Source organism: Yersinia rochesterensis (genome assembly GCF_003600645.1).
Classification (GTDB): domain Bacteria; phylum Pseudomonadota; class Gammaproteobacteria; order Enterobacterales; family Enterobacteriaceae; genus Yersinia; species Yersinia rochesterensis.
Genome location: NZ_CP032482.1, coordinates 1097675 through 1121672, shown reverse-complemented (window position 1 = coordinate 1121672; position 23998 = coordinate 1097675). Strand labels below are relative to the sequence as shown.

The following is a 23998-nucleotide window of genomic DNA, read 5'->3' as shown; positions in this document are numbered from 1 at the left end:
AAGTAAAAAAGGGCATCAACCTGATGCCCTCTTCTATTAAGTCCATTTAGCCCAATTGCTTACGAGCATTACGGAACATACGCATCCATGGGCTATCTTCGCCCCATTCTTCCGGATGCCATGAATTGCTGACAGTGCGGAAAACGCGCTCCGGGTGCGGCATCATGACGGTGGCCCGCCCGCTGACACTGGTTACCGCCGTAATACCATTCGCTGAACCATTCGGGTTAGCCGGATACTGTTCAGTGACCGCGCCTTGGTTGTTCACAAAGCGTAATGCCACCAAGTTGCTTTGTTCCAATATCGCCAGATGCGCCGCATCGCGCACTTCAACCCGACCTTCACCGTGTGAAACCGCAATTGGCATGCGGGAACCGGCCATATCCTGCATAAACAGTGATGGGCTGTTTGCTACTTCAACCAGACTGAAACGCGCTTCAAAGCGATCAGACAGATTGCGAACAAATCGTGGCCAGTGCTCAGCACCCGGAATCAGCTCGCGTAGATTAGACATCATCTGGCAACCGTTACAAACGCCCAACGCCAGTGTTTCTGGGCGGTGGAAGAAAGCCTCGAACTCATCACGCACGCGGTCATTGAACAGAATGGACTTCGCCCAACCTTCGCCTGCGCCCAATACATCGCCGTAAGAGAAACCGCCACAAGCGACTAAAGTCTGGAAAGATTGCAAATCAGTGCGCCCCGCCAGCAAGTCACTCATATGCACGTCAACAGCATCAAAACCGGCACGGTGGAAAGCAGCGGCCATCTCAACGTGAGAGTTAACTCCCTGCTCACGCAGCACCGCAACTTTTGGTCGCGCCTGTTTGATAATATAAGGTGCGGCGATATCTTCAGCGGGATCAAAGGTCAGTTTCACATTCAGGCCAGGGTCGCGCTCATCCTGTTTAGCTTGATGCTCTTGATCGGCGCAATCTGGATTATCGCGCAAGCGCTGCATCTGCCAAGTGGTTTCAGCCCACCACAAGCGCAGGGTGCTACGTTTTTCGCTGTATACCAGGTCAGTACCGCGGTGGATGTCAAAAATATCTCCTTCAACAGCACCGCCCAGATAATGGACACAGTTTGTCAGGCCATGGTCTGCCAGCACTTTCTCCACTGCGGCTCGCTGCTCGGCACGCACCTGAATCACCGCTCCCAACTCCTCGTTAAACAAGGCGGCCAGCGCATCGTCACCCAAGGATTGAATATCAACTTGCACACCACAATGACCGGCAAAGGCCATTTCAGCCAATGTCACTAACAGACCGCCATCAGAGCGGTCGTGATAAGCCAACAATGCTTGATCGGCGACCAAACGCTGCATCGCGTTGAAGAAGCCCGCCAGTTGTTGCACATCACGTACATCTGCCGGTTTATCCCCTAACTGACGATAAACCTGAGTCAACGCCGTGGCCCCCAGTGCATTATGGCCCGCACCCAAATCAATCAGCAGCAGCGCATTGTCACCTTTGTCAGTACGCAACTGCGGAGTAACGGTGTGACGGACATCTTCAATACGGGCAAAAGCAGTAATCACCAATGATAGCGGCGAAGTCATTTCGCGCTGTTCATCCCCTTCCTGCCAACGGGTTTTCATCGACATAGAGTCTTTGCCCACCGGGATGGTAATTTCCAGCGCCGGGCATAACTCTTCACCCACGGCGCGCACTGCTTCATACAAACCGGCATCTTCACCGGGGTGACCGGCGGCGGACATCCAGTTGGCTGACAGTTTAATGCGCTTGAGTTCGCCAATTTGGGTCGCGGCGATATTGGTCAATGCTTCGCCAACCGCTAAGCGGGCTGAAGCGGCAAAATCCAGTAAAGCCACTGGCGCACGTTCGCCCAGTGACATCGCCTCGCCATAGTAACTGTCCAGGCTGGCGCTGGTTACTGCACAATCTGCCACCGGAATCTGCCACGGGCCGACCATCTGATCACGGGTGACCATGCCGGTCACAGTGCGGTCGCCAATGGTGATCAGGAAGGTTTTCTCTGCTACCGCCGGTAAGTGCATCACACGTTTTACCGCATCAGCAATGCTGATTTCAGCCCGTTGCAGAGCCTCACCCTGAGCCTGTAGGCGGGTGACATCGCGCAGCATTTTCGGCGTGTTACCTAGCAGCACATCCAACGGCATATCAATAGGTTGATTATCGAAATGGCGATCATTCAAAGTCAGATGTTTTTCTTCAGTCGCTTCGCCGATGACGGCATATGGCGCACGTTCACGGCGGCAAATTTCATCAAACTGTGCCATCTGCGCAGGAGCAATGGCCATGACATAGCGCTCCTGAGATTCATTACACCACACTTCCAACGGGCTCATGCCCGGTTCGTCGTTAAGAATATCACGCAGTTCAAAACGGCCACCACGGCCACCGTCACTCACCAGTTCTGGCATCGCGTTGGACAAACCACCGGCACCGACGTCATGAATAAACAGGATGGGGTTGTGGTCGCCCAACTGCCAGCAGCGGTCGATCACTTCCTGACAGCGGCGTTCCATTTCTGGGTTATCGCGCTGTACCGAAGCAAAATCCAGATCCGCATCAGATTGGCCGGAGGCCATGGAAGAAGCCGCACCGCCGCCCAAACCAATGTTCATTGCGGGGCCACCCAGCACCACCAGCTTGGCACCCACGGTGATTTCCGCTTTCTGCACATGATTAGCACGAATATTGCCAATCCCACCCGCCAGCATGATCGGCTTATGATAGCCACGTAGTTCCGTGCCGTTATGGCTATTGACGCGCTCTTCATAGGTACGGAAGTAACCCAGCAGCGCCGGGCGACCAAATTCATTGTTAAACGCCGCGCCGCCCAATGGGCCTTCGGTCATGATATCCAGCGCGGTCACAATGCGATCGGGTTTACCGAAATTCTCTTCCCATGGCTGTTCAAAACCGGGGATACGCAAGTTAGACACCGAGAAGCCCACCAAACCGGCTTTCGGTTTAGCACCGCGCCCGGTGGCTCCCTCATCACGGATTTCCCCGCCCGAGCCGGTAGCGGCACCCGGCCACGGTGAAATCGCCGTCGGGTGGTTGTGAGTTTCAACTTTCATCAGGATATGCGCCTCTTCCTGATGGTAGCCATAAACGCCATTTTCTGGCGCAGCAAAGAAGCGCCCGACTTGAGAACCTTCCATTACCGCCGCATTGTCTTTATAGGCCGACAGCACGTAATCTGGGGTGTGTTCAAAGGTGTTTTTGATCATCTTAAACAGCGATTTAGGCTGTTCAACACCATCAATTTTCCAGTCCGCATTAAAAATCTTATGGCGGCAATGCTCAGAGTTTGCCTGAGCAAACATATACAGCTCGATATCTGTCGGGTTGCGCCCAAGGCCAGTAAACGCGGCCAACAGATAATCAATTTCATCCGGAGCCAGTGCCAGGCCCAATTTAATATTGGCCTGATCCAGTGCACTACGGCCCTGCGTCAAGATATCCACCCGTTGTACCGGGGCGGGCTGATGGTGAGAGAACAGTTGCTCGGCTTGCTGTAAATCAGTGAAGACCGTTTCCATCATGCGGTCATGCAGCAATGCTGACAATTGCTGCCATTGGTTTTCACTCAGATTCGAGCCTTGTATATAGAAGGCCAGACCGCGCTCCAGGCGCAAAACCTGTGGCAGTGCACAATTATGTGCAATATCAGTCGCTTTGGAAGACCATGGAGAAATCGTCCCCGGTCTTGGCGTCACCAATAATAAACGCCCTTCTGGCGCATGTTCTGGGAGAGATGGCCCATACTTAAGCAGCCGCTGGAGTCTGGCGTGTTCGTCAGCACTCAAGGGGGCGCTAACATCGGCAAAGTGAACATATTCGGCATAGACATCATCTACCGGCAGATGAGCATCCTGGCAGCGGGACAGCAGTTTGGTAATTCGAAAAGCCGACAAAGCGGGCGAACCACGCAGTATTTCCATAATCAAAGTTTCTCTCTCTTCGAAGCGACTGGGACAGCACTTCATTGGGCGCAGCATGCATTGACGCAAAACAGGGGAAAACGCGCGCTATTATAGTGAATCTGAGCCGCCGACGAAACCGTTTGCGTAGCAATTATTCATAATTGCGTCAGAAAGTTTTGTTAGAGATATACATCGAATACCTGATCAATAAGCTCGCAATAAAGTTGCACACTGACGAATTATTACGCAAAATGCCGCTCCACTGGGGATTTAACCATGTCGAATTATGCTTCAAAATACACATATAAAGAGCGCTGCCGAGAGATAACTATTTGACGCGCATAAAATTAAATTACTTTGTCATCGGGCTAGTTGCCTTACTTCTGGCTCTCGCGTTGTGGCCCAATATTCCTTGGCGCAATGGGCAAGAAGGGCAACTGGACCGTATAAAAGCCCGTGGTGAACTGCGAGTTAGCACAATAAGTTCACCACTGATCTACTCTACCGGAAAGGACGGATCTTCCGGCCTCGACTATGAGCTGGCACAACGGTTTGCTGATTATCTGGGGGTTAAGCTGGTGATGACCCCCCATCATAATATCAACGACTTATTTGATGCTTTAGATAGTGACGATGCCGACCTCATTGCTGCTGGGCTGATTTATAACCGCGAACGCCTTAATCGGGCGCGTACTGGCCCTGCCTACTATTCCGTGTCGCAACAATTAGTCTACCGTTTGGGTTCACCGCGGCCTAAATCATTTAGTGACCTGAAAGGCCAGCTGATTATTGCCTCCGGCTCGGCCCATATGACCACCTTGAAACAGCTTAAAAAGACCAAATATCCAGATCTGAACTGGGGGTCATCGGTTGATCGCTCCGGTAAAGAATTACTGGAGCAAGTCGCTGACGGTAAGCTCGACTATACCCTTGGGGATTCTGTCACTATTGCTCTGCTGCAACGTATTCACCCACAATTAGCAGTGGCTTTTGACGTCACGGATGAAGAACCGGTGACTTGGTATTTCCAGCAAAGTAATGATGACAGCCTGTATGCGGCGATGCTTGATTTCTACAGTGAGATGGTAGAAGACGGCAGTTTGGCGCGTCTGGAGGAAAAATATCTCGGCCATGTCGGCAGTTTTGATTATGTCGACACCAAAACATTCCTCTCCGCCATTGATAATGTGCTGCCCTCTTTCCAGCCCTTATTTGAAAAGCATGCCGGTGAAATTGACTGGAAATTACTGGCCGCGATCGCCTATCAAGAATCCCATTGGAATCCGCAAGCAACCTCACCCACAGGGGTGCGCGGCCTGATGATGCTCACACGGGCCACCGCCAGTGGCTTGGGCGTGAAAGACCGAGTTGATCCTGAAGAGAGTATCAAAGGCGGTTCGATTTACTTACAACGGCTGATGCGAAAAGTGCCGGAGACCATCCCAGAAGATGAGCGAATTTGGTTCGCACTGGCGTCATATAATATGGGTTATGGCCATATGCTTGATGCCCGCAAGCTGACCAAAAAACAAAATGGTAATCCAGACAGTTGGGTGGACGTAAAAATGCGCCTACCGATGTTGAGCCAGAAGAGCTACTACCCGAGCACCACCTATGGCTATGCCCGGGGTCACGAGGCCTATAACTACGTTGAAAACATCCGCCGCTATCAGGTGAGTTTGGTGGGTTATTTGCAGGAAAAAGAGAGAAAAGCCGCTCAACATGCTGCGATTGAAGCCGAACTGGGTAAAGCCTATCCGGTCGTCGGCCCCGGCTGGTCAATCAATAACTAATATACTGTTCTTACTTGAGTAAGCTCATCGGTATTAATGAGCCTCATCCTTGAGGCTCACCCTGCGGGCTAGCATAAATGCTGTTCAAATCGGTTCCCGACCGATTTGTCTCTCAGTTGCTGCCTACCAGCAACCCCAATGACTTTGAGTATGGCTTATTTATCAGTTGCGGCGCGTTTCAAGGCTTTTTGTTGTTCGCGCCGCAAGCGGAAAAAGGCGCTCAATTGGTGGGAACAAGCATCGGCCAACACTCCCGCCGTTATCTCTATCTGATGGTTCATTCCAGGGTGACGTAAAATATCCACCAATGATCCCGCCGCACCGGTTTTTAGATCATTAGCGCCATAGACCAGCCGGCGAATGCGGCTGTGTACCATAGCACCAGCGCACATCACACAGGGTTCCAGAGTGACATATAAAGTGGCATCTATCAGACGATAATTCTGCACTGCTTGCCCCCCCTGGCGTAGCGCCATGATTTCAGCATGCGCGGTGGGGTCATTATCACCAATAGAGCGGTTCCAGCCCTCGCCAATTATCTGATTATCCAGCACTAATACCGCGCCCACCGGGACTTCGCCCTCTGCTTGCGCGCGCAACGCCAATGCGAGTGCCCGCTGCATCCAGTACCCATCACTATATTCAGTTGGCGAATCACATTCAGAAGAAAAATTATTATCAATGGACACATTAACCTCTCTGGCACTTTTGCGGCGTGCATTATACACAGCAATCACTATCGCCACTAAATTCACTATAAAGTAGCTCAACATATAATGATCAGTTAATGTTCCGTCAGAATAGGAATCGTTTCTGATGCATATAATGTGCAACTGTAGAGGGAAACCAGAGCAATGAAACTCAGCAAGAAAAATGCGGCAATTGTGCGCAAAACCCTTGATGGATGGGCCAAAGAAAGTGTTATTCCCGCAGAAGAACATCAGCGTTTGTTGGCAAATATTGATGTTCAACCTTTCGACTGGCGCAGGCTGGCGGGTTATGCCTTCCTTGCTGCACTGGCCTCACTGGTCATCGCGATTGGCAGCTTGATGGCTGATACTTTCCTATTAGCCTGGATCAGTCAATTTTTCCGCTTTGATCCTCCGGTTCGGGTAGCAGTCACCGCCATCTTAGCGGCGGCTTTTTACGGCTGGGGATTTCACCGCCGCCGACAAGACGCCAGCAAAATCTATAGCAATGAGGCCGTGTTGTTCCTCGGTGTCATTTTTACTGCCGCTGCTATCGGCCAACTTGGCGAATGGCTAGATAATGGCAGTGGCCGCATCTCGGTATTATTGTTGCTCGGCACCCTGATTTACGCGGCGGTCGGCTGGTTTGGCCGCGCCCCTCTCGTCTGGCTATTTGCCTTGCTGTCACTGGGTAATACTTTTGGTGCAGAAACTGGCTACATGTCTGGTTGGGGCGCTTACTGGCTGGGAATGAGCTACCCAACCCGCTTTATCGCCTTCGGCTTACTGCTGTGCGCCAGTGCATTGGCATTACAACCACAACTCGCGGCACGTCGGCTGGACAGGGTTTCGCAGGCTATGGGGCTGCTTTATCTATTTATTGCCCTGTGGCTATTGTCTATTTTTGGCAATTACGGCGATATCGACCATTGGTATCAAATACGCCAGATTGAACTGCTCCATTGGAGTTTATTATTTGCTCTCGCCGCCGCGGCAGCCATCTGGCTGGGGTTAAAGCGCGATGATGCCATGCTACGCGGCTTTGGCCTGACATTTTTGGCTATCAACTTGTATACCCGTTTCTTTGAATTTTTCTGGGATGCTATGCCGAAAACTATTTTCTTCCTGTTGCTCGGCATCAGTTTGTGGTTACTGGGGCGGCATGCAGAGCGGATCTGGCGGGTCGGTCACCATGAAAATGATGTGACTCACTAGAGAAACGTGATGAATAACTTCAGTGGGCTTTGGCACTCGGTGGCTTATTCTAACTGTTGTAATTCGCCGGTTTTACTGACTCTCCAGCGGTGTTCACAAAAATGCAGCAGCGGATTATCCTGCTTACTGTCACTGTAACCGCTGTGGAGTTTCAGTGGCGACCCCAAGCGCTGTTCTAATTGCAGCACTTTTTCTGGCCCTAAACAGCGCAGTGGCAATACCCACCCGCCATTGCGCCGTGCCATGCGGCTACCCACCAGCCGTAAATGCTGAATAAAGTCTGAATCGTGATAAACCTGCTCGACCAGCCGTTGCGGTGAGCCGGTAATCAGCCACACCTGAGCATCGCTGCTCTCGAGATATTGGCGCAAGCGCATCATCACCACCGGAAATTCAGTCACTTTTTGGCGAAAATCATTCACAAAGCGCAGTTCTAAATCTCTCAGATGGGCTTCAGGGCGGCCAAAAGTGATGGCCCACAGCAATAAACTTATTGGCCAACGAGCGCAACGCCCGCCCACCAATAGCCCCAATCCAATAACTGGCAGCAATGGAATGACCAACAATATATTCAGTGGCAAATGGCGCAGCAGAAAACGCAAAAAGCTGCCAAACATATCCTGTTGATGCAAAGTGCCGTCTAAATCAAAGAAGACAACCCGCTTGACACTTTCCGCTGGCGGTTCAGTCGTGTCAGTTTGCTCTGCGTTCAAAACCTTTATCATTTAAATCCCGTAAATTTAATCAATAACTTAATCAATAACTAATCAATAAATACGGGGGGCATCGCCCCATACAAATCAGCCTTACAATGCGGCGCGTAAATATCCATTATGCCGCTGTAAATCCTGATGAGCTTGCTCCGCACTGACTCCTTTTAGAATCATCAATATAGCCGGTTTGACTTCAAATTCAGTTTGCGACAATGCATTTTCCGCCTCTGTACGGCTGGCTCCGGTAGCTTCAACCACAATGCGGCATGCGCGATCGATTAATTTTATATTGGTCGCTTTTACATCCACCATCAGATTTTGATAGACCTTGCCGAGCTTCACCATCGCGCCAGTCGATAACATATTTAACACTAATTTTTGTGCCGTGCCCGATTTCATGCGGGTCGAGCCGGTCAGCGCCTCTGGCCCAACGACAGGCGAAATCGCGATTAGCGCTTCTTGCGCGATAGGAGAATCCGGGTTACAGGAAATGGCCGCAGTAGGGCACCCAAGCTGGCGGGCATACCGCAGCGCGCCAATGACATAGGGGGTGCGGCCCGAGGCGGCTAGCCCGACCACCATATCCGTCGAGGTCAACTGTAAATTTTGCAAATCCCGCTCGCCGAGTGACATATCATCCTCAGCGCCCTCCACCGCTTTGAGTAGCGCGCCGGGGCCACCAGCAATTAAGCCGATGACCCTACCATGAGGTACACCGAAGGTCGGCGGGCATTCCGAGGCATCTAAAACGCCAAGCCGCCCGCTGGTGCCGGCCCCCAGATAAATCAACCGGCCTCCGGCCTGTAAAGCTTTAGCCGCTAAATCTACCGCGCGAGCAATGTTGGGTAGCACCAAACGAATCGCCTCCGGCACTTTACGGTCTTCATCATTAATGCGGGTTAGCATCTCCAAAGTGGAGAGTTTATCCAAATCCATCGTGGCCGGATTGCGACTTTCAGAAATCAAAGCGCCCAAATTCATGATTTTTCCTCATTAATATAGCGTTAGCCGCACACATAAAAATCATATCATTTAACAAATATGCCTTATAGTGACTTATCATAATAAAATTTTAATTTTCTTTCTTATTTTATCCTCCCTATTTATCCGCTTTCCTGAATGTGGGTCATAATATCTTGTCGGCCATATTTCTGATGGATGAACATCTAAGAAACTTGCAATTATATACTCGCCTTTAGGCCAAGGTCTTTTTAGCGCATTGGTAAGCGTACTTGAACTTAAACCCGAACTTCGCGATATCGCGGAGAGAGAAGATCCTTTTTTATGTATCGCTGCGATTATATCCGCAGGATGCCAATCTGATATTTTTTTGATCATAAAACCCCCTTTCAATATAACCCCCATACACAAAAGTTAATTTAACAGACAGTTAATAATAAAAAATCGCCACCAAAATTTTGATGCCAAATATCTCCATCAACCTATTGTGAGTATTATACGCATATAGATAAACGATAGTAATGGTACTAAGGTACAATCTAGGACTGTACTTTAAAATGTAACGTTATTTTTAATTAATATAAATACTTTATTATTAGAAAAATTATAAACTCACTTTCCATATGAAATACATGCATATTAAAAAGCATTATTATGGCAAATATTTTTTTAATATTTATTACTATAAATCATCAAGCAATAGGTTATTTACAGATAAATCCACTTGGTATACTATCTCTTAATAAAAATATATTTTATTAAGGAGATGGACCTTGAATAAATTATTTTTCAAAAACAAATTAATTAATTCTAGCATAAAGAAACAACTTGAACGAAAACTCGAAAAATACAATAATATCAAATATGCATATGCAATCATGAACAAGAGAAATCCTTGTGATTTTACGGCTATTTCCAATAGAGATAAATGGGTTGATTTTTATATACAGAATAACTTTCAGTTTATAGATCCGGTTCTTCTTACTGCAGCACATCGGGTTACACCTTTTTCTTGGGATGAAAATATTATATTAAAGTCACCCAAATTATTTGATTTGGCTAAGCAGCATGATTTTATTAATGGATATACCTTTGTCCTACACGATCAAAACTCAAACTTAGTCGTTCTTTCTCTGATGATAGGCAAAGATGTCGATGTGGAAAAAGAGTTCGATCAGGAAAAAGGTAATATCCAGTTGCTATTAATGAATACTCATGAAGAACTGACCTCACTTTATAACGATGTTAATAGCACTAATTATTTTTATAAAATGAATAAAAACGAAATTTTTTCAAAGCGTGAAAATGAGATTATTTATTGGGCAAGTGTTGGTAAATCCTATCAAGAAATAGCTCTTATTTTAGGAATACAACCCACCACAGTAAAACACCATATGGGGAGAGCGGTTAGAAAACAAGGAGTAACAAATGCCAAGCATGCTATAAGCCTTGCTGTTGAGTTGCAATTGATTAAACCCGTTTATTACTAATCTATAAAGAGAATTTAATATTCAACCAGCACCACAACAGCTAACTGTAAATTAAATTTCCTTATTGGGCTGTCTATTCGTAGTGATTTAATGTCATTGAATCTGGATAAAAATGGATGATTTCTTGACCTATTCACCGGACTCTTACAAAAAAAAGATGTTATGCTCCAGCACTTGGCCTTTGATTTTATTTTTTATGGGTATTATTAACCAACTTGGCAGAATAACCTCCCATATTCAGGAACTGATTTATGAGTAGTCTTCTTCGCATTCGTCAGCTCTATCCAACGCTGGCACAAAATGATCGTAAGTTAGCCGATTTCCTGCTGACTAACCCCGAACTGGCACGCCACCTCAGCTCACAAAAACTGGCACAACAAACTGGCGTTAGCCAATCTGCGGTGGTCAAATTTGCCCAAAAATTAGGTTATAAAGGCTTCCCGGCACTGAAACAAGCATTGAGTGAGATTGTGGCCACTCCTGAGCAGGCGGTCACTCTCCACAACCAAATTTTGAGTACCGACAGTTTAAAAACAGTGGGCGAAAAGTTATTGGCTGAAAAAGTTGCCGCACTACGAGCGACTTTGGATATCAATAGCGAACAACGCTTAGCAGAAGCACTGGCGATGCTACGGGCGGCGCGAAGGATTATTTTGACCGGTTTGGGGGCATCGGGCTTAGTGGCGAAAGATTTTGCACATAAACTATTGAAAATAGGCGTTATGGCGGTGTCTGAAACGGATATGCATGCACAACTGGCGGCGGTACAGACCTTGGATAGCCAAGACTTACTGCTGGCGATCTCCTTTAGCGGAGAGCGTCGTGAGCTTAATTTGGCAGCAGAAGAAGCACAACGCTGCGGTGCTAAGGTGTTGGCGCTGACCAGTTTTACCCCAAATAGCTTGCAGCAGCGGGCTGACCATTGTTTGTATACTATTTCGGAAGAGCCAGCCATTCGCAGCGCAGCCATTTCGTCGAGCACTGCCCAATACGCGCTGACTGACTTGCTATTTATGGCGATGATCCAGCAAGACCTTGAAAGTGCTCAGGAGCATATTAAGTACAGTGCGGCGCTGGTGAAAAAACTGGTCTAAGGATACCAGAGGGGTATAATCCACCGCTGTTAAGAACACCCGACCTAAGGTAAGAGGAACCATGGCCCTGTTGATCACTCGTAAATGTATTAATTGCGACATGTGCGAGCCGGAATGCCCTAACGAGGCAATTTCCATGGGTGCAGAAATTTATCAAATTGACCCGATGCGCTGTACAGAATGCGTCGGTCATTACGAAACCCCAACTTGTCAGTTGGTCTGCCCTATTGATAATACAATTTCTATCGATCCCGCTTGGGTAGAAACTAACGAGCAGCTGTGGGACAAGTTTGTCCAATTGCATCACGCCGATCGTCTCTAATTTCTATGACTTTCCTGTGAGGTCAATTATCAGTGCCTCCACAGAAGCACTGATAATAAAATCAACTCAACTCAACTCAACACTACATTAAATAAACAAACTGATCAGCAACACCATCGCCAAGCCCACCACTGAGTTAGTTAACTCTAGCAAGCCCCAAGTCTTCAGTGTGTCTTTAATCGACAGATCAAAATACCCTTTGAACAGCCAGAATGAAGCATCATTAATATGAGTGAAAGTATTAGAACCTGCCGCCGTTGCCAGTACCAACAGTGCCGGATCGACAGAGGTAATCGTATGTGTTACTGGGTCCATAACTGCGGCACCAATAATACCTGCGGCAGTCATTGCCGACACCACACCCTGCCCGGTTGACAGGCGGATAAGCACGGTAATCAGCCAGGCCATGATGTAAGGTGACACCCCACCAGCTGACATCAACATACCAATGGTATCGCCAATGCCAGTATCAATGATGACCTGCTTTAGCGCCCCGCCCGCACCAATGATCAAGATGACCATGGCTATGCCTTTCACCGCCCCTTCAAATGAGTGCATGACCCATTCCATTTTATGACCGCGCCCGGTGCCAAACAGTACAAAAGCAACCAGCATGGCGATAAACATGGCAATGGGTGATGAACCCAAGAAGTTAAGGATGGTGTACGACGTCGTCCCTTTCACCAGCCAGATATTGGCAATGGTGGTAAAAATCATAATGAAAGCAGGGATTAACGGCACCAGAATCGAGGTGCTGAACGACGGCAGGTTGTTTTCATCAAGCGGATTTTCTGCTTTCAGGAAAGTTGGAATTGGTCGTTCCAAATTACCGAGAAACTTCGGCAAAATCAGACCCGCACAAATAACAGAAGGGATGGCAACCAAAACCCCATAGATATAAACCATCCCCATATCAGCACCATAGGCACTAACCAGTGCAACTGGCCCTGGCTGTGGTGGGAAAAGGGAATGCGCAGTGGTCGCGGCAGCTACTGCCGGGATCGCCAGTTTGAGGAATGGGATCTTGGCTTCAACGGCAATAGCAATGATCAATGGTGCCAAAATAATAAAGGCAACCTCATAGAACATCGCCAAACCAAAGATCAGGCCAATGATGATGACCGCAAACTCGACATACTTAAGCCCAAATTGGCGTAAGAGTGTTTGAGCTATCTGATGAGCAGCGCCGGAATCGACCATCAACTTGCCGATCACAGCACCAAATACGACAATTATTGCCAGTTCACCGAGCGTCCCACCAAACCCCGCTTTAATGGTATGCAGAAGTTTGAGCAGATCCATACCGGCGAGAGTGCCCACTAACAGAGCCGCTAACAGCAAGGCAATCATTGAGTTAATCTGATAGCGTATATTCAGCACTAGCATTAAGCCAATGCCCAATACCACCCATAGGATATTAATCCATTCCATCTTTTATTTTCCCCAGTTATGAAACATCAAATTTTTTCTAGTATCACTATTCTTATATTGGTCAGACCAATCCTAGTGATTTTTTGTTGATCGAAAATCGCTGTCATACTGCTATTTCTGTTTTAATTTTGTACTCGCATGAACAAACTGTCTGTGACGCCCAATAATTTGGTATTACAAGTACCATCAATTGGGCGACCAAATGAAGTATTGGTTAACCAACTTGTTGGGCTGATCGCAAAATTAAGATTTATTTCGGTGAGTTTTCGTCCGGCGGCGATGTACAACGAGCACAAATTTCAGACGGAGAATTGGAAAGAGGTATGGGAGTGAGAACTTACAATTAGATAAAATAAAGACAAAAAAGGGCGGTATTTTCATACTCGCCCTTCCATTCCCGTTCACTGCGTCTTGATGGCAATAACGAGTTTTAGCTTTCGATAATCACAGTGGCGCAGGCATAACGCCGTTCATCTGCCAAGGTTACATGCAAAGATTTGACTCCGAGTTCGGCCGCCAACTCTGCCGCTCGTTGATGTAAACGTAGCGTTGGTTTGCCCAATGCATCGTTAACCACTTCGAACTGGTTAAATGCCAAACCATTACGGATACCGGTGCCGAATGCTTTAGCGGCAGCTTCTTTAACGGCAAAACGTTTGGCCAAAAAACGGATTGGCTGTTGGTGCTGCTGATAATGTTGCCATTCCGATGGGCTGAGAATACGCCGTGCCAGCTTATCACCACTGCGTTCAACCACGGCTTCTATCCTAGAAATCTCAACAATATCAGTACCTAACCCAATAATAGCCATTACCGACGAGCTTCTCGCATCAATACTTTCATATCGGTAACAGCAGCAGCAAGCCCCGACATAACGGCCTGACCAATGATTGCATGACCAATATTTAGCTCATGCATCTCTGGTAAGGCGGCAATGGGTTGGACATTATGATAAGTCAGGCCGTGACCCGCGTTAACTTTCAGCCCTTTGCTGGCAGCATAGGTCGCCGCTTTGGCGATCCGCATTAATTCAGCCTGACGAGCTAAATCTGAAGAAGCATCAGCATAAGCGCCAGTATGAATCTCAATGTAAGGTGCCCCGACAGTCACAGCGGCATCAATTTGGCGCATATCAGCATCGATAAACAGTGAAACCAGAATACCTGCCTCAGCAAGCCGTCTCACCGCGACAGTCATTTTATCAATTTGACCTGCAACATCCAGCCCACCCTCAGTAGTGACTTCCTGCCGTTTTTCCGGTACCAAACAGCAAAAGTGTGGGCTTATCTCACAAGCAATACCCACCATTTCATCGGTGACAGCCATTTCCAGATTCATGCGAGTTTGGATGGTTTGGCGCAGAATGCGTACGTCACGATCCGTGATATGGCGGCGATCTTCGCGTAAATGGACGGTAATACCGTCAGCGCCGGCTTGTTCTGCAATAAAAGCGGCCTGAACAGGATCGGGGTAAATGGTCCCACGTGCATTTCGTAATGTCGCAATGTGATCAATATTAACGCCCAGCAACAAATCAGCCATGACAGCCCTCCAGGTATGGATGCATCTTTGATAGATTAATAGGCATGCAAGAATGCTTGCCAATAAACGCGTAAGTGTCTGGCAGTTTACACCGAGTCAGTGGGCAGCGGATAGGCACAGTAAAGGAAAGTTGGTGAACCGCAATGTAAACAATGGATTGCAGGTACTAGGGCAAGGGTTCTGCTGGCGGTTTAATCACAAATTGGCGGAACAGTTCGCGGCTTTTTAAGGGCTTCCCCCCCAAGTAAGGTTTCAGAGCAATGCGGGTAAAACGCTTGGCTGCACGCAACGTATCAGCATCAGGAAACTCACGGTTAGCCAGAGCCAATAATTGGCGGCCAGTAAAGCTGTAGTGATCAACCACCAAACTGGCAATAAATCCTTTTTCCTCGCGGTAGCGGTAAGTCATGGTATCAGACACCGGCTGGCCACTCCCCGCGCAATGAAGGAAATCAACGCCATAGCCAAGATGAGCCAATATCGCCAATTCAAACTGGCGCAAAGCATATTCAGGGGAACCATCGCTACCAGCCAATGATTGTAAACAATGCAGATAGTCGAAGAATAGAGCGGAGTAATTGGTTTGGTGTTCGAGGACGCGCGCGAGCAGCTCGTTGACATATAGGCCGCTGTACAACATTGAGCCAGTCAATGGGAGAGCCAGTGAAACCGGCTCGGCACTACGCAACGTTTTAACTTCACCACGCCCAGTCCAACGAACCAGTAATGGCGTAAAAGGCTGCAAGCAGCCTTTTAGATTGGAACGGCGACTTCGCACACCTTTTGCCAACACCCTCATGCGGCCCTCCCCCTCAGTGAATAAATCCAGCATTAAACTGGTTTCACTGTAAGGTCGCCCATGCAGGACAAATGCGCGTTGCCAACCTTCCATCGGCGAGCTTATTTCAGGTCGTCGGTATAGCCTAAGCTGCGCAATGCACGTTCGTCATCTGCCCAGCCTGATTTCACTTTCACCCACAGCTCAAGATGCACTTTAGCTTCGAACATTTGTTCCATGTCCTGGCGGGCTTCGATACCGATAGTCTTGATTTTTGAACCTTTATTACCGATGACCATTTTCTTCTGGCCTTCGCGCTCGACCAAAATCAGCCCATGGATGTTATAGCCACCGCGTTCATTTGGTACAAACTGTTCAATTTCAACTGTCACCGAGTAAGGTAATTCCTCGCCCAAGAAGCGCATCAGCTTTTCACGAATGATTTCCGACGCCATAAAACGCTGGGAACGGTCAGTGATGTAATCTTCCGGGAAGTGATGCACCGCTTCTGGCATATGCTTGCGCACAATACTGGCGATGGTGTCCACATTCATCCCTTTCTCCGCAGAGATCGGAACAACGTCCAGGAAATTCATCTGCTGGCTTAAGAACTGGATATGCGGTAACAGCTTTGTTTTATCAGTAACGTTATCGACTTTGTTAATGGCTAATAATACTGGACACTGCAAACTGCGCAGTTTATTCACCACCATTTCATCGTCGGCAGTCCAGTTAGTGCCTTCAACCACAAAAATCACTAATTCCACGTCACCGAGAGAGCTGCTTGCCGCACGATTCATTAAACGGTTAATCGCACGTTTTTCTTCAATATGCAGCCCTGGGGTATCAACATAAATAGCCTGGTAAGGCCCTTCAGTATGGATCCCCATAATACGGTGGCGTGTGGTTTGTGGTTTACGTGAAGTGATGGAAATTTTCTGCCCCAGCAATTCATTCAGCAAGGTAGATTTACCCACATTTGGGCGACCTACAATTGCAATAAAACCACAATACGTTTTTTCTACTTCGCTCATTCAAGCTCCAACTTTATCAGCGCTGCTTCCGCTGCCGCCTGCTCAGCTTTACGGCGACTTGAGCCGGTGCCTATTACCGGTTCATTCAAGCCACTCACCTGGCAGTGGATAGTAAATTCCTGGTCATGTGCTTCACCGCGAACCTGCACAACCAGATAAGAGGGTAATGGCAGATGACGGCCCTGCAAGTATTCTTGCAAACGCGTTTTGGGGTCTTTCTGCTTATCACCTGGGCTGATTTCGTCTAACCGACTGCGATACCAGTCGAGAATCAGCCGTCCAATCGTATGAATATCGCTGTCTAAGAATATACCGCCGATTAAAGCTTCGACTGTATCTGCCAAAATTGATTCACGGCGGAAACCACCACTTTTCAATTCACCCGGCCCAAGGCGCAAACATTCACCAAGGTCAAACTCACGGGCCATTTCGGCTAGCGTATTGCCTCTGACCAATGTCGCTCGCATCCGACTCATATCCCCTTCATCAACACGGGGAAAACGGTGGTATAGCTCATTGGCAATAACGAAACTTAATATAGAGTCACCCAGGAACTCCAAGCGTTCATTATGTTTGCTACTGGCGCTACGATGAGTCAGTGCTTGCAGCAAGAGCTCCTGCTGTTGAAAAGTGTAGCCCAGCTTCCGCTGTAGCCTATTTATTACGATGGGGTTCATGAGTTACCAATAGATCAAGAATGCGTCAAAAACTACAGCATACGGAACAGGTCTGATTGGCCAATATTACCAAAACAAAACTGTTTCGTTTGCAGTGGCCCCCATAAAAGAGCCAACTGTTATCGCTCGAAAGGTTATTCTACAACGAGTGGAAATATAATGCTGCGTTTAAATGTCCTGCGAACTTGAAGTGACAGCGTATTTATCCCCACGGTCACTTCAATGACTCAATATAGATTAATGAATTCCGCCAATACGACTTAAACGTACACCCGTTGGCCATTCACCTTCTTGCTTTTCAAAACTCATCCAAATAGCCGTAGCTTTACCCACCAGATTACGTTCTGGCACAAAGCCCCAATAGCGGCTATCGGCACTATTATCCCGGTTATCACCCATCATAAAGTAATGACCTTCTGGCACAACCCACACGCCTAACGGCTGATTAGGTTGCTGATAATAAGCCCCAACCTGTTCTTGCCGGCCCGGCACCGTGAGGATCTGATGAGCAACTGGGCCGAGGGTTTCGGTCCGCTCACGCAGACGAACTCCACCATCTGGCACTGCCTGATTTAACGGAATTTGGAAGAAACCAGCAGAGGCCTCACCATTACCGCTATAACGGAATGTCTGTACGAAATCACTTGGTTCTGATGCACTGTAAGTAATCGGCAATGCACTGTCACAAGAAATCCCTGTATTACAAGCAGGTTGAACCGTCACTTCTTTACTGATTGGATTGTAACTTACCCGGTCACCCGGCAAACCCACCACTCGCTTGATATAGTCCAAACGAGGGTCTAGCGGATATTTAAACACGGCGACATCACCGCGCTTCGGATGCCCGGTAGGGATCAGCGTAGTTTGCGTAATAGGATCTTTAACTCCGTAAGCAAACTTCTCTACCAGAATGAAGTCACCGATCAATAATGTGGGCATCATCGAGCCAGATGGGATCTGGAAAGGCTCGTAAATAAACGAGCGCACGATAAATACCAGAGCTAACACCGGGAAGACTGAAGCACAAGTCTCAATCCAACCAGGCTGTCTTGCAGCTGGCGCGAGAGTCTTGTTATCTACCGCACTCCCGGTTTGCGCCTTGATAGCCGCAGTTTGGGCGTTAACAGCCGCAACTTTTGCCTGACGGGCTGGCCCCCATTTAAACCGCTCGAAGCACCAGATAACTCCAGTCACCAACGTTGCTATCGCTAAAATCAAGGCAAACATGTTAGCCATCAAAACTCCTTATTTACTGTCTTTTCCGACATGCAGAATAGCCAGGAAAGCTTCTTGCGGTAATTCAACGTTACCGACCTGCTTCATACGTTTTTTACCATCTTTCTGTTTCTGCAGAAGTTTCTTCTTACGACTAACATCGCCGCCATAACACTTCGCCAATACGTTTTTCCGTAACTGTTTCACCGTCGAGCGAGCAATGATGTGGTTGCCGATAGCCGCCTGAATCGCAATATCAAATTGCTGACGTGGAATCAGTTCCTTCATTTTCTCAACCAGATCACGGCCGCGGTACTGCGCATTGTCACGGTGAGTAATGAGCGCCAGCGCATCAACTCGCTCATTGTTGATTAATACATCAACACGCACCATGTCGGAAGGCTGGAAACGTTTAAAATTGTAATCTAATGATGCATAACCACGAGATGTAGATTTCAGGCGATCAAAGAAATCGAGCACCACTTCAGCCATCGGAATTTCATATGTCAGCGCCACTTGATTGCCGTGGTAAACCATGTTGGTCTGCATGCCGCGTTTTTCAATACACAATGTAATGACGTTACCTAGGTATTCCTGTGGCAACAGCATATGGCATTCAGCAATAGGTTCGCGCAATTCCTCAATGTTATTCAAGGCTGGCAGCTTGGAAGGGCTATCGACATAAACCGTTTCCTGAGCCGTTGTAATCACTTCATACACCACCGTTGGTGCTGTGGTGATAAGCTCCAGATCGTACTCACGCTCCAAACGTTCCTGAATGATTTCCATATGCAGTAAGCCCAGGAAACCACAGCGGAAACCAAAGCCCAGTGCTGTAGAACTTTCTGGCTCATAGAACAAAGAGGCGTCATTAAGACTCAGCTTGCCTAATGCATCACGGAAAGCTTCATAGTCATCGGAGCTAATCGGGAACAGACCCGCATAAACCTGTGGTTTGACTTTCTTAAAACCAGGTAATGATTTTTCAGCTGGGTTACGAGCCAATGTCAGTGTATCGCCGACCGGTGCGCCCAAAATATCTTTTATCGCACAGACCAGCCAACCTACTTCACCGCAGTTTAGTACGTCACGATCAACACGTTTTGGTGTAAAGATACCCAAGCGTTCAGCGTTGTAGCTCTGCCCGGTACTCATAACTTTAACTTTATCGCCTTTACGCAACGAACCATTCTTGATACGGATTAATGATACGACGCCCAGATAGTTATCAAACCAGGAGTCAATAATCAGTGCCTGTAATGGGCCATCAGGATCGCCCTGAGGCGGCGGAATATCACGCACCAGTCGCTCAAGAATATCAGGAACACCTACGCCAGTTTTTGCTGAGCAACGCACTGCATCAGTCGCATCAATGCCGACAATGTCTTCAATCTCTTCAGCAACACGCTCTGGATCCGCCGCAGGTAAGTCGATTTTATTCAGAACTGGAACAACTTCCAGATTCATTTCCATCGCCGTATAGCAGTTTGCCAGCGTTTGTGCTTCAACGCCCTGCCCTGCATCAACCACCAATAAAGCCCCTTCACAAGCCGCCAATGAGCGGGAAACTTCATAAGAGAAGTCAACGTGACCGGGAGTATCGATAAAGTTGAGTTGATAGGTTTGACCATCTTTTGCGTGGTAATCAAGTGTCACACTTTGTGCCTTGATGGTAATGCCACGCTCGCGCTCCAGATCCATAGAATCCAGCACTTGAGCGGCCATTTCTCGCTCAGATAAACCGCCACAAATCTGAATAATACGATCCGACAGTGTCGATTTACCGTGGTCAATATGGGCAATAATAGAAAAGTTTCTTATGTGCTTCATTTATATGAATTTTTCTCTAGTCGTTGTCTTTAATTAATTATTGGTGGACACAGCGATGGACTCAAACCCAAAACTACCCACATAAATATGCACGCATCTTACACTGTAAGTCAGCCTCGTGAAAGGCATCACACTTAGCTTGTTATCTCATTTATGCTGTTAAAATGTATCTGCACCTCTCAATGGGCAGTTATCGTCAAGATGCCATCCTGACTCAACGACTCATCCCCCTTCTATTCCATAAATCTTCATCAAAACACTTTAGGAAAATGCTCATTTACCCTCTTGATAAAGAGCCTAAAGTATTAATGTAATTCAATAATAACCGAGTGAAATATCTTCTCAGCGGCCGGATGGAGTATATTATGATCGACGAAGGAAAAATACTTAGCCGCCATGAGTTGAAAAATAAAAACTCAACATTAACTATTGGCATAATAGTATTTATATTAGGATTGAGTTTTGTAGTAATTAGCTTATCAATGGCTACATCTATCTTTTCAACACCTTCAATCCTTTCAATACTATGCGTTGCTATTGCCGGTATATCATTAAGTCTATTAATTTATTCGCGTTTATACGAAAGCCCCATATTTACCTATTTTCTTTATGAAAAAGGTATTCGTGTTTTTAATCATAATGATGGAAATATTTATTTTATCTCATTTAATAAAATAGAAAATATTTATAAATATCACACAGGAATAAATCCTAATGGTAGAATTAATGCCATGGCATTCCGCACAACAAAAAACAAACCTTGGAATATTATCTTTAATAATATAACCAATGCATATCCACTCATAAACACGATAATTCATCAACAAGTTATGCAAGTCGGATTAATAAGCTTAAACGCATTATCGCGAGGTAAAACAATCGCATTTGATATAGTGCGAGGAAATGATTTTTGGTCAAAATCACTCCTATTTAATGTCAGTAAAATGAAAAGAATTCAGATGGATACGATCCCCCTGTCACTCAGCGCACACTCATTAGTGACAAAAAAAGGTACAATTAATATTGAGGATATATTGCGCATCGAAACCTTACGTGAAGCGCATCATGATAAGATAAGATTATTTGATGCGAAAGGTAATATACTATTTTCGATAGATTATTCATCAGTTATCAGTGCTGATCTTTTTATTGCCTTACTGGAGCATATGATACAAAACAGAATACCCGCCTATTATGGCTAATAGGTAGCGAAGAATTACTCTTGTTGAATACGCATAACTGCTGGCGGTAAACCAATTTGCAAGACAGTAGGTTGATAATCACTTTTTCTTTCAATATTAATAGCTACAGCTCGGGCCAATAAAAAGCCTAAACCCGCACCTAAAATAGCACCAAACGCTGTAAAAGCATCGGTGACAAATAAATTTTGAAACAAAGCCCCCCCCATTATTAAACCAACTAATGGGGTCAAATAAACCAAAGCAGCAGAACGCAATAAGCTACCTTCACTGATTCCAACCTCAACTTTTTGCCCAGGTTCGAGTGGTTGTGAAATCGCTATTTTTAATTGATGTTCAGATTCTGGCCCCAATTCATTCAATAAATGACTGCCACATCCTGAACGTGCATTACAGCTCCCACACCCCGAATGCGGTTCGCAACGTAAAAGTGCCACCCCATTTTCCCATGAGATAACTGTTGCCCATTCTTTCATCATTTAGCCGACTCCAAAACCACACTATCGGCAATACGTTTTGCCGTTGATGGAGGTAACTCACCGACTACGGTGATTTCTACATTATTACGAGTTTCAGAATGGACAGTACGACGCCCTTGGCGCAGTGACTGTTCGGAAAGCGCATCTTTACCCGCTGGGTTCACATTCACCGAAAAACTAAAAAGACCATCAGAATAGAGTCGTGATTCAGTTGGCGTATCCATATTAGGTAATGTACGGCGACTATGAGAAACCTCAGTCACCCCCTCAGGTAACCAACGCGGAACCCAACTAAAATCCACCTTGGTTTTTGCTGGTAAAGCAAGCAATGGCGGTAAGGATAGTTTTAATACTCCCCGCAGAATTTCCTGAATAGGCTCGCCGACAGCAAAAGAAATCACCCGGAACTGCTCGAGTGTTTCACCATCGCGATCTAACAAATCTATCCGCATAGGAAGTTTTGTTGTCTCATCCATCCAAATAATATAACTGTATCTCGTACTGTCACGGGCGACTACTCTGATAACCTGGCATGGTCTATCAGCTACACGAGCACGACCGAGTGCAATATAGTTATAATGTTTTGATAGTTTTTCAAAATCGGGGAATACCACAGAAGGCAAAGCATCAACAATATGCTCACCACTCAACGTAAAAGAGTCAAATCCTGGCTCGAAATAACTTATTTCATCACCACGTTGTATGATCTCAGTACGAGGGCCATCCATACGCAGCAATTGCGCTAACGTTTTTTTATCCAAGATGGCATGGCGATAGCGAAGAGAATCAATCCCTTGTTTGTTAACATTTATGTACGATAGCTCATAATTGAGCGATTGACTGGCAGCGCTCATACCCTGCAGCATTGCTATCGGCGCAGTATCCGCCGAAGCAATTGCTGGCATGAACAGGCTGCCCGCCATTAAACAGACGGAAAACCAAAATTGCTTCATTACTGCTGCTGCATTCCTAAGGACTGAGTTCCAGGGACCTGAATAGCGGCTTGTGTTGATGCTGAAGGCACCTGCGACAACTCAGTTTGTGGTAAACGGCGTTGTAATTCAAAATCTTGCAACTGCGTCATCATATTCACGCGACGACGTTGCTCTTGAACCTGATGCTGTTGAGTTGTCCCAAAAGAACCATCAGCTGGCACACCAAAACTGACCGGTGAAGCTTTACCCATCATCGGTAACGTATTAAAAGCAGGTGCTTCTGGCTGTAAATTACCAGATGCTGGTTGGTTATATTGCTGAACGCCAACAATAACGGCGAGAGAAACACACGCAGCAACCCCAACTTGGGTAATTTGGCTGGCCCATGGGCGAACTTTTTGCCAGAAAGGCATTTTTTGCCAAACATGTGGTTGCGGCTGAGATTCAGGTACAGCAATAGGAACAAAACGAGCTGGCTCATTTTTGAGCGCCTCTGCGACACGACTGGCGATATCCAGATGCAAGGCTTCACCAACGTCCCCCCGCAGGGTATCACGGATTAAATGATAGCTCTGCCAGCTTTGCTGTAATGCTTTATCTTTCGATAAAGAACCCATCAGCTCACTATCAAGAGTTTCTCCGTCCATCAGAGCGGAAAGCTTTTCTTTCTGCATGCAAATACC

The 23998-nt window shown here is 47.0% G+C and carries 22 protein-coding genes; 6 read left to right on the top strand and 16 right to left on the bottom strand.

The annotated features are described in order from the left end of the window. Window positions 1–46: 46 nt before the first annotated feature. Window positions 47–3937, bottom strand: coding sequence for a phosphoribosylformylglycinamidine synthase (purL, locus tag DXZ79_RS05280; protein WP_050291497.1), 3891 nt, complete (start codon window positions 3935–3937; stop codon window positions 47–49). Between the two features lie 314 nt (window positions 3938–4251). On the opposite strand from purL, the gene mltF reads away from it, so the two are divergent. Next, a complete protein-coding gene (gene mltF / locus DXZ79_RS05275; RefSeq protein ID WP_038635514.1) occupies window positions 4252–5712 on the top strand; it encodes a membrane-bound lytic murein transglycosylase MltF in 1461 nt (486 codons plus the stop codon). 155 nt (window positions 5713–5867) lie between these two features. Here the strand turns inward: mltF and tadA are convergent, their stop codons facing one another. Further along, complete coding sequence (gene tadA, locus DXZ79_RS05270) at window positions 5868–6440, bottom strand: tRNA adenosine(34) deaminase TadA (protein WP_038639729.1); 573 nt, start codon at window positions 6438–6440, stop codon at window positions 5868–5870. 126 nt (window positions 6441–6566) lie between these two features. Between tadA and DXZ79_RS05265 the strand changes: the two genes are divergently transcribed. After that, window positions 6567–7616, top strand: coding sequence for a hypothetical protein (locus DXZ79_RS05265; protein ID WP_038635517.1), 1050 nt, complete (start codon window positions 6567–6569; stop codon window positions 7614–7616). Between the two features lie 44 nt (window positions 7617–7660). Here DXZ79_RS05265 and yfhb read toward each other — a convergent pair whose 3' ends face one another. The 3 genes from yfhb to DXZ79_RS05250 all read right to left on the bottom strand — a co-directional run bounded on the left by yfhb (window position 7661) and on the right by DXZ79_RS05250 (window position 9667). Next, a complete protein-coding gene (gene yfhb / locus DXZ79_RS05260; protein WP_038635519.1) occupies window positions 7661–8341 on the bottom strand; it encodes a phosphatidylglycerophosphatase C in 681 nt (226 codons plus the stop codon). A gap of 81 nt (window positions 8342–8422) precedes the next feature. Further along, window positions 8423–9310: an N-acetylmuramic acid 6-phosphate etherase gene (gene murQ / locus DXZ79_RS05255; RefSeq protein ID WP_038635521.1), complete on the bottom strand. Its 888-nt coding sequence runs from the start codon at window positions 9308–9310 to the stop codon at window positions 8423–8425. A 78-nt stretch (window positions 9311–9388) separates the two neighbouring features. Continuing rightward, window positions 9389–9667 carry a helix-turn-helix domain-containing protein gene (locus DXZ79_RS05250; protein WP_038635523.1) on the bottom strand — a complete coding sequence of 93 codons (279 nt, stop codon included), beginning with the start codon at window positions 9665–9667 and terminating at the stop codon, window positions 9389–9391. Between the two features lie 395 nt (window positions 9668–10062). Here DXZ79_RS05250 and DXZ79_RS05245 point away from each other — a divergent pair, with 395 nt between their 5' ends. From DXZ79_RS05245 to DXZ79_RS05235, 3 genes are all read left to right on the top strand, one after another. Then, on the top strand, window positions 10063–10779 hold the full coding sequence (locus DXZ79_RS05245) for a helix-turn-helix transcriptional regulator (RefSeq protein WP_120011138.1): 717 nt from the start codon (window positions 10063–10065) through the stop codon (window positions 10777–10779). A 251-nt stretch (window positions 10780–11030) separates the two neighbouring features. Beyond that, complete coding sequence (locus DXZ79_RS05240) at window positions 11031–11873, top strand: MurR/RpiR family transcriptional regulator (protein ID WP_038635528.1); 843 nt, start codon at window positions 11031–11033, stop codon at window positions 11871–11873. A 61-nt stretch (window positions 11874–11934) separates the two neighbouring features. Continuing rightward, complete coding sequence (locus tag DXZ79_RS05235) at window positions 11935–12195, top strand: YfhL family 4Fe-4S dicluster ferredoxin (protein WP_025379234.1); 261 nt, start codon at window positions 11935–11937, stop codon at window positions 12193–12195. Window positions 12196–12282: 87 nt separating this feature from the next. Here DXZ79_RS05235 and gntP read toward each other — a convergent pair whose 3' ends face one another. The 8 genes from gntP to lepA all read right to left on the bottom strand — a co-directional run bounded on the left by gntP (window position 12283) and on the right by lepA (window position 20702). After that, on the bottom strand, window positions 12283–13626 hold the full coding sequence (gntP, locus tag DXZ79_RS05230; protein ID WP_038635531.1) for a gluconate permease GntP: 1344 nt from the start codon (window positions 13624–13626) through the stop codon (window positions 12283–12285). A gap of 430 nt (window positions 13627–14056) precedes the next feature. Then, on the bottom strand, window positions 14057–14437 hold the full coding sequence (gene acpS / locus DXZ79_RS05225) for a holo-ACP synthase (RefSeq protein WP_038635534.1): 381 nt from the start codon (window positions 14435–14437) through the stop codon (window positions 14057–14059). Beyond that, window positions 14437–15168: a pyridoxine 5'-phosphate synthase gene (pdxJ, locus tag DXZ79_RS05220; RefSeq protein WP_038635537.1), complete on the bottom strand. Its 732-nt coding sequence runs from the start codon at window positions 15166–15168 to the stop codon at window positions 14437–14439. The genes acpS and pdxJ overlap by 1 nt, the downstream gene beginning before the upstream one ends. A gap of 166 nt (window positions 15169–15334) precedes the next feature. Then, complete coding sequence (recO, locus tag DXZ79_RS05215) at window positions 15335–16060, bottom strand: DNA repair protein RecO (RefSeq protein WP_120011137.1); 726 nt, start codon at window positions 16058–16060, stop codon at window positions 15335–15337. 8 nt (window positions 16061–16068) lie between these two features. Further along, entirely contained in the window at window positions 16069–16980 is a 912-nt protein-coding gene (gene era, locus DXZ79_RS05210; RefSeq protein ID WP_032819824.1) for a GTPase Era, read from the bottom strand. Next, window positions 16977–17657: a ribonuclease III gene (gene rnc / locus DXZ79_RS05205; protein ID WP_038635542.1), complete on the bottom strand. Its 681-nt coding sequence runs from the start codon at window positions 17655–17657 to the stop codon at window positions 16977–16979. The genes era and rnc overlap by 4 nt, the downstream gene beginning before the upstream one ends. Before the next feature lie 237 nt (window positions 17658–17894). After that, a complete protein-coding gene (lepB, locus tag DXZ79_RS05200) occupies window positions 17895–18893 on the bottom strand; it encodes a signal peptidase I (protein ID WP_038635545.1) in 999 nt (332 codons plus the stop codon). A gap of 9 nt (window positions 18894–18902) precedes the next feature. Further along, complete coding sequence (lepA, locus tag DXZ79_RS05195; protein WP_038635548.1) at window positions 18903–20702, bottom strand: translation elongation factor 4; 1800 nt, start codon at window positions 20700–20702, stop codon at window positions 18903–18905. Between the two features lie 365 nt (window positions 20703–21067). On the opposite strand from lepA, the gene DXZ79_RS05190 reads away from it, so the two are divergent. Next, window positions 21068–21904: a hypothetical protein gene (locus tag DXZ79_RS05190; protein WP_038635551.1), complete on the top strand. Its 837-nt coding sequence runs from the start codon at window positions 21068–21070 to the stop codon at window positions 21902–21904. 14 nt (window positions 21905–21918) lie between these two features. On the opposite strand, the gene rseC is transcribed toward DXZ79_RS05190, so the two are convergent. From rseC to rseA, 3 genes are read right to left on the bottom strand one after another with little or no spacing between them, the layout of a single operon-like run. Further along, window positions 21919–22380: a SoxR-reducing system protein RseC gene (gene rseC, locus DXZ79_RS05185; RefSeq protein WP_038635554.1), complete on the bottom strand. Its 462-nt coding sequence runs from the start codon at window positions 22378–22380 to the stop codon at window positions 21919–21921. Continuing rightward, a complete protein-coding gene (rseB, locus tag DXZ79_RS05180; RefSeq protein ID WP_038635557.1) occupies window positions 22377–23333 on the bottom strand; it encodes a sigma-E factor regulatory protein RseB in 957 nt (318 codons plus the stop codon). The genes rseC and rseB overlap by 4 nt, the downstream gene beginning before the upstream one ends. Next, window positions 23333–23989 (bottom strand): anti-sigma-E factor RseA, encoded by a 657-nt coding sequence (gene rseA, locus DXZ79_RS05175; RefSeq protein ID WP_038635560.1) that lies wholly within the window; start codon window positions 23987–23989, stop codon window positions 23333–23335. Before rseA ends, rseB begins: the two co-directional genes overlap by 1 nt. Between the last annotated feature and the right edge of the window lie 9 nt (window positions 23990–23998).